Origin of the sequence: Haloferax mediterranei ATCC 33500 (assembly GCF_000306765.2) — an archaeon.
GTDB lineage: Archaea > Halobacteriota > Halobacteria > Halobacteriales > Haloferacaceae > Haloferax > Haloferax mediterranei.
Genome location: NC_017941.2, coordinates 1,617,466 through 1,630,748 on the forward strand (window position 1 = coordinate 1,617,466; position 13,283 = coordinate 1,630,748).

18 protein-coding genes are annotated in these 13,283 nt (G+C 56.4%); 14 read left to right on the forward strand and 4 right to left on the reverse strand.

Annotated elements, in window-relative coordinates; all coding sequences use genetic code 11:
* Window positions 1–21: 21 nt before the first annotated feature.
* From gvpN to gvpA, 3 genes are all read right to left on the reverse strand, one after another.
* The gene (gene gvpN, locus HFX_RS08290) at window positions 22–1,065 is read right to left on the reverse strand and encodes a gas vesicle protein GvpN (protein WP_004056708.1); all 1,044 of its coding nucleotides are present in this window, start codon (window positions 1,063–1,065) and stop codon (window positions 22–24) included.
* Complete coding sequence (locus HFX_RS08295) at window positions 1,062–2,207, reverse strand: MucR family transcriptional regulator (protein ID WP_004056707.1); 1,146 nt, start codon at window positions 2,205–2,207, stop codon at window positions 1,062–1,064. The genes gvpN and HFX_RS08295 overlap by 4 nt, the downstream gene beginning before the upstream one ends.
* Window positions 2,208–2,283: 76 nt before the next feature.
* The gene (gene gvpA, locus HFX_RS08300; protein ID WP_004056706.1) at window positions 2,284–2,520 is read right to left on the reverse strand and encodes a gas vesicle protein GvpA; all 237 of its coding nucleotides are present in this window, start codon (window positions 2,518–2,520) and stop codon (window positions 2,284–2,286) included.
* 211 nt (window positions 2,521–2,731) lie between these two features.
* Here gvpA and HFX_RS08305 point away from each other — a divergent pair, with 211 nt between their 5' ends.
* Genes HFX_RS08305 through gvpM form a run of 10 tightly spaced genes read left to right on the forward strand, consistent with a single transcriptional unit; the run spans window position 2,732 to window position 8,896 of the window.
* Window positions 2,732–4,369 carry a gas vesicle protein GvpD basic region 2 domain-containing protein gene (locus HFX_RS08305; RefSeq protein ID WP_014732346.1) on the forward strand — a complete coding sequence of 546 codons (1,638 nt, stop codon included), beginning with the start codon at window positions 2,732–2,734 and terminating at the stop codon, window positions 4,367–4,369.
* Between the two features lie 3 nt (window positions 4,370–4,372).
* The gene (locus tag HFX_RS08310; protein WP_004056704.1) at window positions 4,373–4,951 is read left to right on the forward strand and encodes a PadR family transcriptional regulator; all 579 of its coding nucleotides are present in this window, start codon (window positions 4,373–4,375) and stop codon (window positions 4,949–4,951) included.
* Window positions 4,941–5,582 carry a gas vesicle protein GvpF gene (gene gvpF, locus HFX_RS08315; protein ID WP_004056703.1) on the forward strand — a complete coding sequence of 214 codons (642 nt, stop codon included), beginning with the start codon at window positions 4,941–4,943 and terminating at the stop codon, window positions 5,580–5,582. The genes HFX_RS08310 and gvpF overlap by 11 nt, the downstream gene beginning before the upstream one ends.
* 3 nt (window positions 5,583–5,585) lie before the next feature.
* On the forward strand, window positions 5,586–5,837 hold the full coding sequence (gene gvpG, locus HFX_RS08320; protein ID WP_004056702.1) for a gas vesicle protein GvpG: 252 nt from the start codon (window positions 5,586–5,588) through the stop codon (window positions 5,835–5,837).
* Window positions 5,837–6,487, forward strand: coding sequence for a gas vesicle protein GvpH (gvpH, locus tag HFX_RS08325; RefSeq protein ID WP_014732347.1), 651 nt, complete (start codon window positions 5,837–5,839; stop codon window positions 6,485–6,487). The genes gvpG and gvpH overlap by 1 nt, the downstream gene beginning before the upstream one ends.
* The gene (locus HFX_RS08330; RefSeq protein WP_004056700.1) at window positions 6,484–6,972 is read left to right on the forward strand and encodes a protein gvpI; all 489 of its coding nucleotides are present in this window, start codon (window positions 6,484–6,486) and stop codon (window positions 6,970–6,972) included. Before gvpH ends, HFX_RS08330 begins: the two co-directional genes overlap by 4 nt.
* Complete coding sequence (gvpJ, locus tag HFX_RS08335) at window positions 6,969–7,313, forward strand: gas vesicle protein GvpJ (RefSeq protein WP_004056699.1); 345 nt, start codon at window positions 6,969–6,971, stop codon at window positions 7,311–7,313. Before HFX_RS08330 ends, gvpJ begins: the two co-directional genes overlap by 4 nt.
* 1 nt (window position 7,314) lies before the next feature.
* Entirely contained in the window at window positions 7,315–7,668 is a 354-nt protein-coding gene (locus HFX_RS08340; protein ID WP_004056698.1) for a gas vesicle protein K, read from the forward strand.
* Window positions 7,661–8,629 (forward strand): gas vesicle protein GvpL, encoded by a 969-nt coding sequence (gvpL, locus tag HFX_RS08345; RefSeq protein WP_004056697.1) that lies wholly within the window; start codon window positions 7,661–7,663, stop codon window positions 8,627–8,629. Before HFX_RS08340 ends, gvpL begins: the two co-directional genes overlap by 8 nt.
* 6 nt (window positions 8,630–8,635) lie before the next feature.
* Window positions 8,636–8,896, forward strand: a complete 261-nt coding sequence (gene gvpM, locus HFX_RS08350; RefSeq protein WP_004056696.1) for a gas vesicle protein GvpM — start codon at window positions 8,636–8,638, stop codon at window positions 8,894–8,896.
* Between the two features lie 3 nt (window positions 8,897–8,899).
* On the opposite strand, the gene HFX_RS08355 is transcribed toward gvpM, so the two are convergent.
* Window positions 8,900–9,625 (reverse strand): hypothetical protein, encoded by a 726-nt coding sequence (locus HFX_RS08355; RefSeq protein ID WP_004056695.1) that lies wholly within the window; start codon window positions 9,623–9,625, stop codon window positions 8,900–8,902.
* A gap of 209 nt (window positions 9,626–9,834) precedes the next feature.
* Between HFX_RS08355 and HFX_RS08360 the strand changes: the two genes are divergently transcribed.
* The 4 genes from HFX_RS08360 to HFX_RS08375 all read left to right on the forward strand — a co-directional run bounded on the left by HFX_RS08360 (window position 9,835) and on the right by HFX_RS08375 (window position 13,267).
* Entirely contained in the window at window positions 9,835–10,446 is a 612-nt protein-coding gene (locus HFX_RS08360) for an ArsR/SmtB family transcription factor (protein ID WP_004056694.1), read from the forward strand.
* 42 nt (window positions 10,447–10,488) lie between these two features.
* On the forward strand, window positions 10,489–11,493 hold the full coding sequence (locus HFX_RS08365; protein ID WP_004056693.1) for a hypothetical protein: 1,005 nt from the start codon (window positions 10,489–10,491) through the stop codon (window positions 11,491–11,493).
* Window positions 11,494–11,891: 398 nt separating this feature from the next.
* Window positions 11,892–12,851 carry a hypothetical protein gene (locus HFX_RS08370; RefSeq protein WP_014732349.1) on the forward strand — a complete coding sequence of 320 codons (960 nt, stop codon included), beginning with the start codon at window positions 11,892–11,894 and terminating at the stop codon, window positions 12,849–12,851.
* Between the two features lie 26 nt (window positions 12,852–12,877).
* Entirely contained in the window at window positions 12,878–13,267 is a 390-nt protein-coding gene (locus HFX_RS08375) for a hypothetical protein (RefSeq protein WP_004056691.1), read from the forward strand.
* The last annotated feature ends 16 nt before the right edge of the window (window positions 13,268–13,283 follow it).

The following is a 13,283-nucleotide window of genomic DNA, read 5'->3' on the forward strand; positions in this document are numbered from 1 at the left end:
ACTACCTATGAGGCTACTGCCTCAAGAAAGGGTCCCCTCCATGCCTTTGATCGTCGCTTCGACCTCGTCTCGTAACTCGTGGACATCACTGTGCTGAGCGACTTTCGAGGCCAACACGTCGACACAGATGTCGGTTAGTATCGACCGGTCGAGGTCGTCGACGGTCGTGAGACCCTCCGCAGCCATAATCGCCGCCCGGGTTCCGACGTTAACGTCGAGGCGCTCGCGCAACTCGCGCATTAGCCGGACGATTTGTTCTGTGTCCTCCGTGTCGAAATCGTCGACGTGGGCCCGGACGATTTCGACCTCGGTTTCTCTATCGTAGAAATCCAGATAGAGACCGACGAGTCGGTCGAGGAGTGCGTCCTGTGGCTCGTGAACACCGGCGTACTCTACCGAGTTCGAGGTCAGAATCGCTCGGAAGTCGGGGTGGACATCGACGTACCGCGATTTCCCCCGCTGACCCGGCAGTTCGAGCACGCCCTCTTCGAACACCGACAGCAGGACGTTGTTCGCGACGGGTTTCGTGCGGGAAAACTCGTTGTACACCAGCGTTGCCCCCTCCCGTACGGCGAGTGTAAGGGGGTTATCCACCCAGCGGTCCCGAACGATATCCTTGCTCTTGACGACATTGTGGACGTACTTGTCACGCTCCGAAATCCGCTCTTTTTCTGCGTACTCACCGACGAGGTCGCTAGTCGTCAGGTCAGCATCACCGTTAATCCAGACGACCGGGCGGTCACGCTCGCGAGCGACGTGCATCGCCAGCGCCGTCTTTCCGCAGCCGGTCGGGCCGATAAGGTGGACGGGGCGTCCAACGTCGAGCCACCGGCGCATGCGGGTTTCAACCTGCGTGACCGCCTCGGTCTCGATGAACGGTTGTTCTTCGGGGATGAACCGCTCGTCGAGCTTGCTCGTTCCGTTTTTCGTTCGGTGGGTCTGGTGATTTTCGAGACGGGTGAGTTCCTTTTCCGTCCGATTGCGTGCGTTCTTGTCCTGTTTTTCCCGGCGAGACGTGCGGATTTGTGAGCCTCGTACCTTCCGCTCACGTGAGCTGTTCGTCATGCTTTATCATCCGGGCGGAGTGGCACGTCCTCGCCGTACTCTTCGCGGTATTTCTTGATCGTCATGTCGTGTGTCTGAAGGTGGGGTTCTGTAATCGCCTGATAATATTCGCCGCACACCAGACACTGGACCATATCCTCTGGCGTCTCGTCGTCCAGGAACTGGTCGTCTTCTCTGACCGACTCCGATTGGACGTCTTCGTCGGCTTCTGTGTCCATCTCCGCACCGAACTCCATTTCTACCGTCTCGACTTCGGCTTCGGCTTCGACGTCATCTGCTTTCGAGTCCTCGTCTTCACCGTCGGGTTCTACGGAGTCTTCTATCGGAGGTATGTCTACCTCGGTCTCCGTGCCAGTCACGGCTGTTTCAGCCGCGTTGTTCAAGGGTGTCGCCATGGGAGCAGCGCCCTGCCCGTAGAAGTCGCGAGCGAAGGAGGCGAACGCTTCCTCAGTCGTTTCGAACGCTTTCCGGTAGTCCCCCATTTCTCGCTGGAAGGCAGCGATGTTGTCCAATAAGGACTGTACCTCGACGCCGTGAAATTCCTCTCGGTACTGGAGGAAGGCGTCAGCAACGTCTTTGTGACCATCGCGTTTTTCGGCGACAACGGCGTGGAACTGGTCGATGTCGGCACCGAACTCACTAGCGTAGCCGTTAAATTCGCCCTGCACAGAGACGAATTCCGACTGGAGTTCCGAAATCGCCGTCAGCAGGTCCGACACATCGCGAAGGGTAGCCACGTCGGTCACGAATGCATCCGCGTAGGCGTCGAACGCTTCGTGAGTTTCGTCCATCTCCGCCCGGAGGTCGTCTATTGCGGCGAGGAGGTCACTCACATCCTGCATCTCCGCGACATCTGTCGCGAAAATGTCGGCATACGCGTCGAAGGCGTCGCGTCGGTCAGCAACCGACGTATGGAAGTGCTCGACGTCGGCGGCGAATTCCTCACTGTATGCACGAAACGCATCGTTAGTGCTGTTCATCTCCGTCCGCAGGGTATCAATCCCATCGACGAGTTCGCTTACGTCTCGTTTATCGTCAACATCGGCAGCGAACTCGTCGGCATAGGCCGCGAACGCTTGCTGTACTTCCGCGAATTCCTCGCGGGTGGCGGTCATCTTTTCACGTTTGTCTTTGACACTCATAGTGGGTTCGAAAAATCGGTCGAGTAGCGTTACTTACAACCCCTGCGTCTCCGTTACGCACCGCAGAGGCGAGCTATCAGGCCTCAGGCGTAGGTGCCGCCTCGGCACCAGCGGTGAGTTCTGCTTGTTCGATCTTGGCGATTTCTTCGGCGTAGTGGAGGAAGGTGTCGACCGACGCGGCAACGACCCGCGCCTCGACGGTCAGAATCTCGATACCGACAAGGGAGATACGAGCCCACACGTCAACGACGACACCCTTGTCCAGTACGCGATCCAGAACTTCCGCCAGACTTGATGAATCGGGCTGAACCATGATTGATCTGGGTTATACCCATCTGAAAACGTGTTGGCAAGTAACAAAATCATTCGTGTTGGTTCAGCAACCGTTTCACCTCTCGTAATGAGTCAAACATCTAAGTAGTTTGGCAGAGATGAATGACACAGGTCGCCTTGACTGAGAGCATCACGCATCCCTTTCAAGCCGGTAAAGCAGCTCTCTGTCTCTCGACCAAAGTGCGTCATCCATGCCCCCACCAAACCCTGCCTACTCACCTACAGAACAACAAGGACGCGTGCTGTTTCCCCGTGAGGTCAGCCGCTTTTTTACTGGCGACCCAGGTCACACGCTGCTCGTTAACGGAGCGCCGGGAACGGGAAAGACGCTGTTCACGATACGCGGTCTCGACGTGTTAGAGCGCGATGGCGATGTTCTCTACGTGTCGACCCGCGTCGATCAAGACACCGTTCACGAGATGTACTTCAGAGAGCACTCCTCCCTCGATAAGACGCACATCCTCGACCTCTCTCAAGACCCGTTCGAGTTACCCTTAGACGTGGATGTCCCCTTCGAGAAGTTGGGGTTAGATTCGTTGCTCGAGTGGATTCAACAGATAAAAGCCGCGAGCAAACGGCTCACAATCGCCTTCGACAGTTGGGAGCTCATCTACGAGTATCTGGCCAGTCGTCACGACGATTCCCCGGATATCGAGACGGTAACGACCCAGTTGGTCTCGCTGGCCCGCCAAGAAAATATCCGGTTGTTACTCGTCTCGGAAACCGCCGATTCGTCGCCACTCGAATACATCGTCGACGGTGTCGTCACGTTGCAGGTCGCAGAAGACGAGCGGGGACGAACGCGCCGGTATCTCCGACTAGAGAAGTTGCGCGGAGTCCGTATTGGTAATCGACTACAGCCCATCACGCTCGCAGACGGGCAGTTTCAAGCGATTACACCCGTCGAATTACCGACCGTTCGGACGGGAGCGAACAACGGCACGTGGGAACCGCGCACTAACACCAAGGCAAAATTTTCGACCGGTATCGGTGACCTCGACCCCATCCTCTCGGGTGGGTACAACCGGGGAAGCGTGATTCACCTCGACTTGGGAACCGACCTCTCCCGCGACGCATGGAGCGTGCTAACGCTTCCGACCATCCGCAACTTTCTCGCCAACGAGATGGGCGTCGCCGTTGTTCCCCCGCGCGAGGGGAGTCCGGGGTTACTTCACAACGACCTGAACTCGGTGCTCACCCCCCGAGTATTTGATACGTACTGTCACGTCTTCGAGACGTATGCCGGTCCGTCCCGAAACAGGGGAACGTACGAGGAAGACGGGCAAGTCGAGACACCGCTCGATACGTCGCAGACGGCAACCCCATCCGATGCGGAGAGTCCTGTCGGAACCGAGACAGAGCTCTCAGAGAAGGTCGAGACGGAACTCTCAGAAGAAAATCCTCCTGCGCCGGGCGAGGTTGTGGATACTGAACGTTCCACGACAATCGGCAAGGAACTCGAGTCACCCGTCGAGGGAGGCCAACTCGATTACGAACCGTACATGGAATACGTCGAAGAGGTCCGAAAACAGAGCGATGGACCCCTGCTGCACGTCATCAGCATGGACACGGCGCGAACGGCGTTCGAGACTCGGTTAGGCGACTTCGCGAATTACGTCGCGCTCCACAACGACCTGGCGATTCTCATCACGAAACCAGGAACCGAACTCCGAAGGCGGGCGGACCGCGTCGCAGACATGCACTTTCGGCTAGAGCGGTCGGGCGAAGCCATCATGCTGTACGGCGAAAATCCGCTGACCCCGCTTCTCGGCATTGGTATCGACAGGTCACAACCGATTCCCGAAATCATTCTAACGGAGATGGTGTGACAGATGGAACGGCTCATCGAGGAACTTCGGAAAGAGATTAAAGCTGACACTGAAATGACATTCACCGTTTCGGATGTTGATTCGTTGCTTACGGCTGACTTCGAATCGAAACACACAGCCCACTCGGAGAGGGGTAATTCCTCGCCGCAGTACACAGAGACTCCGCTCACTGACGACGCGGTTGCCACGATGGATGGGTGGCTCGACGAAAGCTACCTCCACACGATAAACGACAAAGACGTCGTTGCGCAGTTAGACGAGATTTTACTGCTACTGATTGCTATCCGAGACGGTGCGTGCGGAAAAGAACTCCTTCAGGACATCCGTCGCTTGTTCGGCACGGACTTGAGTCCGGGTACCGTCTACCCCCATTTAAACGACCTTGCGGACGAGGGAATGCTCGACATGACCGAGTTAGCAAAGCGGAAAGTCTACCGGATTTCAGACGCAGAAGCCACCTTCGACACGGTCGAGCCAGCGGTGAATCGGCTGGTCACGTTTTCGCTCGTGCTGAAGGCGCTGATGATTGATTGTAACGCCCGCTACTTGCAGACCCAACGGAGTGAATCCAATGAGCGATAATCTGTACACTTACGGCGTCATCGAACAGGAAGACATCGAACTCGAAATCGACGGAGTAGCCGGAGCAGAGCGCGTCTACACGGTCGATTACCGGACACTATCGGCCGTCGTCTCCGACATCGACACGACGGACCCCGAACGCACTGACGAGGACGTGCAAGTGCACAATACCGTTCTCCAGCACGTACTGGAGTACGACGGTGGTCGGACGGTCGTCCCGATGAGTTTCGGGATGGCGTTCAAAAACGGGCGCACGTTGAAGGGGGTCATGCGAGGGGCACGGCGTGCCCTCCGAAGCGCGCTCAACGACATCGAAGGAACGGTCGAACTCGGCGTGAAAATCATCACTAGCTCCGAAGGCGGCGTGTCACACGACGCGATTCGGGCGGACATCGGTGACCGTCTTTCCGAGTTGAGCATCAACGAAACCGAGAACGACCTCTTTAGCGACCGGTTGGTAGTGAACAAGTCGTATCTGGTCGCACGTGACCGCCGAGACGACTTCGACGCCGCAATCGATACTATCGAAGAAGAGTACGGCGACGAGTTGACGGTTCAGTACACGGGACCGTGGGCACCCTACAACTTCGTGGATATTCACATCGGTGCCGACCAGCAGCGGGGGCGATAATGGATGTTCCTCGTGGACGACCTGCTGGTAAATCCGTTTCTCTCACTCTTGGACATCCTGCACACCATGGCACTCGATGAGATGAACGACATGGAAGAGATTCGAGACGAGATAAAGGAAAACCAACTGCTGTACGAAATCGGTGAGCGGTCGGAAACGGACTACCAGCAACGCAAGCAGCAACTCGAAGCACGACTGGAGACAGCCGAACGAATTCAGGCCCAAATGCAGGGCCGAATAGAGGTGAAACGCTGATGTCCCCCAACCTAAATGGACCTGGTGGTTCCGACGACTCAGACAGACCCGACGAACCTGACGACTCAGACAGACCTGACGAATCTAACAGCACCGGCAACCCCGACACCCCTGACGATAGACCTAACAAAACACCAGACAGGCCGTCCGACCATCCGAGCAGCTTGCTCGACCAGTTACGAGCCATCCTAGAGACACTTGCCGAAATTGAAGAGGATGGACACCGGCAGGGACATGGTCGTATCGACCGCGGAAACGCCCAAATCGACTACGACTACGAGGTCTCTTTTGGACTTGGACCCCGGTCGCGAAGGGGCAAGCCGAGCGACGAACCGCGGGTTGAAGCGCCCCGAACGGAGGGGACAGACAGTCAGCCCGAAGGCGAGAAATCGATTCACATCGAGACGCGAGAAACCGACGACGGCGAACGTGTCGTAATCGCGGACCTGCCCGGGGTGGCTGACGACGAACTCGACGTTACACTCGATGCTGACGAGTCGGCACTCGAACTGCGGACTGACGAGGGAATCGTCGGGCGCGTCCCGCTCGACCAGCCGGACGTGGAAATAACCGATGTGAGGCTCAGGAATCAGGTTCTCGAAATCCGGCTGACTCGGACGAACGAGTCCAACGGAAGTGAGTCTAAATGACTGGTAAACAACACCAAAAACACGAGCAGAAAGCGCGACAAGCACAGGTGAAAGCGCAGATTAACCGCGACAAGGCACGAAGCAAGCTTCTTCGACAGCGGGAAAAGCTCGCACGACGTCGGGCCCGCAATCGACGTCAGTCGGAAGTGCGGCGTGGAAATCAATCGAAGGCGCAACATGACACTCAATCGGAGACGCAACGAGGCACCCAATCGAAGTCGCAGCGTGACAACGAGACGGGCGGGACGAAGAATCCAACGGCACACTCGACGCTGCCACCACAAAAGACGAACGCCGAAAACGCGGTTCGAAACTCGCATTCGACGGTTCCGGAGCTACCTAAATACTCGTCTGTACCGGCCCGAGAGCGACTGTACGGGTTACGTCTCCACCGTGAAACGACCGCGAGCGAAGACAAATCGGTGACGGTAGCGGTGACTCGGGCACCCAAAGCCGAGCGCCAACGAGGAGGTGCCGACGAATGAGTGCTCCCAAACCAACGCGCTCGCAGGGTGACCTCGCCGAGATGCTGGAGATGTTGTTAGACAAGGGTGTGGTCATCAACGCCGATATTGCGGTCAGCATCGGGGACACGGAGCTGCTCGGCATCGAATTGCGGGCGGCCGTCGCCTCATTCGAAACCGCGGCCCAGTACGGTCTCGAATTCCCGACCGGAACAGACATGGAACGCGTCGAGGAGGCGGCGGGTATTTCGCCCGATGAATCACGCAGTTTGGACACACGGTCGGAATCGGAGCAGATGGACGAACTACCCGGAGAAGCGGGCGCGTCGGTATCGAATACAGCGCCACAGGAGGAAGAGTAACGTGGAGCTGGAAATCGGCGAAGACGGGAACGGAGAGGACGTTCAGGGCGGACTCACGGCGCTCGTCGTGACGGTTGTCGAACTGCTGGTCGAGGCGCTCGAACAGGAGGCCGTACGACGGATGGAATCCGGGTCGCTCTCCGATGCCGAAATCGAGCGACTGGGCCAGCAGCTACACGCCCTCGAAAAAGAGCTCGAAGGGCTGAAAGAACAGGAGAACATCGACGAGGCCGTCGACGACTTCAAAGATGACCTCGACCACGTCGTTCGCGACGCCATCGAACAACTCTCCGGTCGCGAAGCGAGACAGTCCCACGGTTCGTTATTCAACTCCGGTGGTGCGTCCAATGACTGAGCAGTCTTCGGGTTCGGCGACAGAGCAGGCGACAGAACAAGAGACAGCAAAACAAGAGACGGGGCGAAAGAACGAACAACCCGAAGAGCGGACGGTTACCGATGGGCGGTACCTGTACTGCCTGATAAACACGACGACCGCGGAGTCAGAGACAGGGTCGGAGCAGGAGTCAAAGGCAGGGTCGGAGCAGGAGTCAAAGGCAGGGTCGGAGCAGGAGTCGGAGCAAGCGACGGTTGACTGGTCTACGACCGGTGTCGACGACAACACCGTGTACGTCATCGAAGGCGAAAGCGTGGGTGCCGTCGTCCACGACTGCGAGCGGATATACGACACAGAAAGTCCAGAACAGGTGAAACAGTGGGTGCTCAGACACCAACACGTCGTCGACGCGGCGAGCGACGTATTCGGGACGCCGTTGCCGATGCGGTTCAATACGATTCTCGAAGGAGGCGACACGAGCGTCACCCAGTGGTTACACGAAAATCACGACACGGTCCGCGAGGAACTGACATCGTTCGCGGGTACGTGGGAATATCGGATTCATCTGTTCTGGGAGCCGTCAACGTTCGAAGCCCAAATCGAAGACGAGGACGACCAGTTACAGGAGTTACAGCAGCGTCAAGAAGAGGCCGGTTCCGGAAAGTCGTTTTTGCTCAAAAAACAGTACGATAAGCGACTTCGCGAACGAAAACAGAACCGTCGTGCCGAACTCACGACGACGCTGCAAGAGACAGTTCGCCCCGTCGTAAGAGAACTACTCAAACAGGGGTCCGGCTCACAACTCGCAGAAGATACCACCCCGACAAAAAAGGAGCAAGTCACGCGACTGGCAGTCCTCGCAGACGAAGAAAACGAAACCGTACTTGGTGACCGATTGGACGAAATCGTCGAGCAGGACGGAGTGAGCATCAAGTTCACCGGACCGTGGCCACCGTACACGTTTGCACCAGACCTCGGGTGAGACACGATGGAACCAACAAAAGACGAGACGCACGCCATTGTCGAGTTTGTCGACGTGCTGTTGCGCGACGGGGCCGTAATTCAAGCGGACGTAATCGTGACCGTCGCCGACATTCCCTTACTCGGAATTAGTCTCCGGGCCGCGATTGCCGGCATGACGACGATGACGGCGTACGGCATGTTCGAAAATTGGGATGCAACCCATCGACAGCGTTCGATGACCGGCGGGCGAACCATTCCGGTACCGAACGAAAAGAACGGCAAGTGATAGTTACGTCTCTGCGTCTACTTCGGAGGAGTCACCCTCGTTGGTTGGGAACGAAATGAGCAGATAGCCGCCCTCTAGGCGCCACATAACCGCTCCCTGAATCAGGTCGGAGATAGCGCTCGTGTCGATTGTTTCCTCGTGTGCCCCAGTGACCTCGACGTATCCAGCAGATTCTCGATATTCGACAGCGATGTCTTCCGCTTCGATTTCTTCGGAGAGGACGATAAACGTCTCCACTCGGTCGTCAAATGCAACCCAGTTGGCGTCAACCCACCCACTACTGTTCTGCTCCGGTTCGATATCCCGCATGTCGATGACGGTTTTGGAATGGTCCGGGTTAGTGCCGTAGTGCCGCTGGAGCGCCCGGCGAGTGAGGAACGCTCGCTGGCAGGTTGCACATGTCCACCGCTGTCTACGGCGTCCCTCCTGGGTTTGACCTCCGGGTGACCGACCGCGGCCCGGTCGGATACTAACCCCACGGCGTGAACGCCGAGGAGACCGCGATGCGCCGTCTATCTCGCTCACGTCGACATCGAAGACAGCATCCCACTCGACGTCGTCTCGTTCAGACAACTCCTGTATGTCTGACAACACACCTTGGTCAATGCCAAGGAAGTGAGACAGTGCTTCGAGGTCCGGGGCGTCGCCATCATCGTCCTGTAACCGCCGTAATGCGTCGGGGTCGATGCCGAAGAAACGCGCAATTAATTCGAACGGGTCAATCGCCATGGTAACTATCCACATCCTACACAATTAGTTACGATGACAGTACTACCGGCGAGACGGCGGAATTGACAGCGTTAACCACATTCTTACTATCGTACTCGTCGTGGGTTTAGATAACAAAGCGGTACGAACCAGCGCACTGAGTGGACTCAAGTGACTCTTTGACTCATACTCGACTCTTTATTCTCGGAGCGATAACGACGCCCGAGACCGTGAGTTCGTTGCTTCCGCTGAAGCCAGCAGCCGAATCGATTCGAGATAGAGAGTTAGCACCGAATCTCGTCGCACTCGACGACCCAGCGGCCGACGATGTTCTCTCAGCGCTATCGTCAGAAACTTCGAGACAACTCCTTGCCGCCGTCTACGACGACCCGCGTCCAGCCTCCGAGTTGGCCGATGCGCTCGATACGACCGTTCAGACCGTTAGTTACCACCTCGACCGTCTGATGGACGCCAACCTCGTCGAGCCGGTGACCACGTGGGTCTCGGCGCAGGGGCGAGAGATGGCAGTCTACGGACCGACCAGCTCAGCCGTCGTTCTCTTTGCCGGAGCGGAGCGAACCAAACCTCGGCTCGCATCGGGACTCCGGACGCTCGTCACCGGGGTCGGCGCAACGATGGTCGGGAGCTTCCTCGTGCAGGTGTTGTGGACCAGACGACAACCGCGCCCGCGAGTAGTTCACGCACCGGGGTCCGCCGACATCTTCTCTCCCGCGTTCTTCGCCGGATATCTCGATGGACCCGGTGCACTCGTCCTCGCCGTCGGCGTACTGTTGACACTCCTCGTGAGTATCGCAGTCGTGTGGACTCAAAGACGCGTTTGAGTCTTACAGAGGGTAAAGTCATCCCCGTTCGTCGTGGAAAGTGTGCAACGAAGAACCTTCATCGCTGCTGCCGGGTCCAGTCTCGCAGCGGCACTTGCAGGCTGTACCGCAAGCGCAGACGACGAAAACGGCGACTCTGATGACTCGACACCCGACCCGACGCCGGAGCCCACCGACGCGGTCACCGTCGAGACGGGCGAACGACTCTCCGCGGTCGTTGGAGAGGCTCCCACGAACACCGACGGGATGCTAAAGCCGTATCACGTTCGGCTCACGAACCCCAAATCGAAGCCGTGGACCGCAAAAATCGACGTGTCGCCCGCGCTCGGGAACAGACACGTCGAAACCTACGAACTCCAGACCGACGCGACCGTGTCCGTCGCCCTTCGTCTCCCCGCCGAGTACGAGGTCACCGTGACTGACGTTCACGCGGAAACGACGACGACCGAGACGTTCACGCCTGACGACTTCGACTGCAACGAATCGTGGACGGCGTTTTCGCCCGGTGACGGCGAGATATCGGTCTCCGGTGGGTCGACGCGAATGGCCTGCCAGCCGCCGGTTATCCCCGCAGACGACTCGGTTTCCGTCTCGGTCGGCGACGGCTCGCTGCCGGACGACATGACCAAACCGCACTCCGTGTCGATTTCGAACCCGCCTGCAGAGTCCGAAAAGACCGAAGCGTCGAACGAGTCTGAAGAGTCAAACGACCCCAAAAAGCTCGAAACAGTCACGCTCTCGCTCGAAACGGACGAGGAAGCGGTCGCGTTCGGCGGAACGTATCAGCTAGAACCGGGTGCACGTCTCGACGTGGCGCTGACCGAGGCCCGGAAGTACGTCGCGAAGGTCGAACGCGGTGCCGACGGTGACGGCGAACAAGCCACTAAATCGGTCGACATCAAGGAGTCGAACTTCGACTGCAACGCGTCGACGACCGCTATCTCCCTCCAGGCGGACGGCGGAATAAAGGCAGCGACGATGTCGACGCTGATGTACTGTGGCGATATAGAGGGTAACGAGTCGAACGAGTCGAACGAGTCGAACTAAAGCCACAACCGTTCCTGAGCAGCGATTGTCTCACAGCGATACCGGGTGCCAAATTGAATTCGACTCAACGTGGTGTCGAAGCAAAGTGACATTCTCCTCGCCGTAAACGGCGTTCACGAGATTTCCCACGCATGGGGAATACTAGTTATAGTAGCGTTTGCAAGTCATTGTACACTCGATCGACCGCTGTCGTGCGGCCGGGTGTGTAACCAGTTGCAAACGCTACTATAGTCGTCGTCACCAGAAGACGTGGTTCTGATTGCTTACTCCGGAGAGAGGCAACACTCTCCGGCAGAAGGTCGTTTGAGTAATCCGTGTAATTCAGTCGGCTATCTCTTATAACCTGTTGTTCAATCAACATGACAAATAATATGTGTTATAGGCATGTGTTGGCGACTATGAAGAAGAAGATTAACAGAAGGTCCTTCGTAAAGGGAATCGGCGCATCAGTAGTCTTCGGCTCCGGAGTTGCTGCTGCAGACGATCAGTCTGAGAACAGTACCCAGACAAAGAGTTCAGGAAGCCCAGCAGGAATCGCTGCGGTTGATAACGACAAACAACTGCCGATATATGCAAAAGGGCGCTCAATTCATAAGTATCGGTCAAACGGGGACACATACACGTATACCCACAAATTCACTAGTAGTGACCTGAACGAGAGGTACGGTAACCCAGTTATTGAGTTTGAACCGGAAAAGATTCCCAAGGAGTGGCTATCCGATGATATTAAAAAGAAAGAAGCGAGTGCGATTTCAGTCGCTGATAAGCTGGTAATCGGGACAGCGAAAGAACATAACAACGCTGAAAAGAAGATCCACCAGATTCGCCGTGCCAGTAGCGGAGATGCGACTACACAGACACACCTCATCGATGAGATTCCACTGTATCACTACAAATCGTCGTCCGATGCCCGCGACAAACAGGCACGGAAGGGACCAATCAATATTGGGTGGGAGGATATAGGCTCGGCAGGGAGTGTAAAATCATTCTTAGAAGGGACGTGTAACTGGACTCAGTACGATTGGTTGCCTGAAGAACCCCGCTACATAAACGATGACGGGACGGTAAAGAGTACTGCAGAACACGTGATGGACCGTATCCAATTCACAAAACAGTGGCACGTGAGGTTATACAATATCGGCCATGACACATACGATGTAATTGGACAGGCTCATCGAGATCCGTTGAACCATAATCAAGGGGTCAAAGTCGACAATTGGCATTTCGACGATGCAAGGGAGGAAATCGTTGGCTGTTGGATGGATAATTCCTCCCGATACCCAGCACGGTCTAGCCTCAATAATGGCTCCGACTGGGAGTCCCACAATGGCAATATCGCAATGCTAAGGACTCAGTAGGGCCATAATCCACACGATAGTAAACCATGAATAAACGAATTGGAATCGCAGTAGCTATCGGGGTTATTAACGCGGTTATTGTCTATTTCAATGGGTATTATCTACTGAATTTGTCTATGGATGCTGAAGGTCCCCAACTCTTCCTCTATAAATTCCTTCAGATATTCGGCATGTTTGTCTTAGGTGCAGGTTCATCTTATCTACTTCTCCAATACAAGCTGCTACTCCCAGGGATATTGACCACTGTATTTACATCCTACAGCCTTTACGACCATTTCTCACCCTCCATGGAGAGTTTCACACCGCTTTATCTCGGTGTTTGGTTCGTTTTTGTCATCTTCGTTGGCATTGTTGCCATCCTCGAGTATGGCATCCGAAGAGGACTCTCCATCTATCCACCAAACCCACTAATATAGAATTGCAGTTCTGATT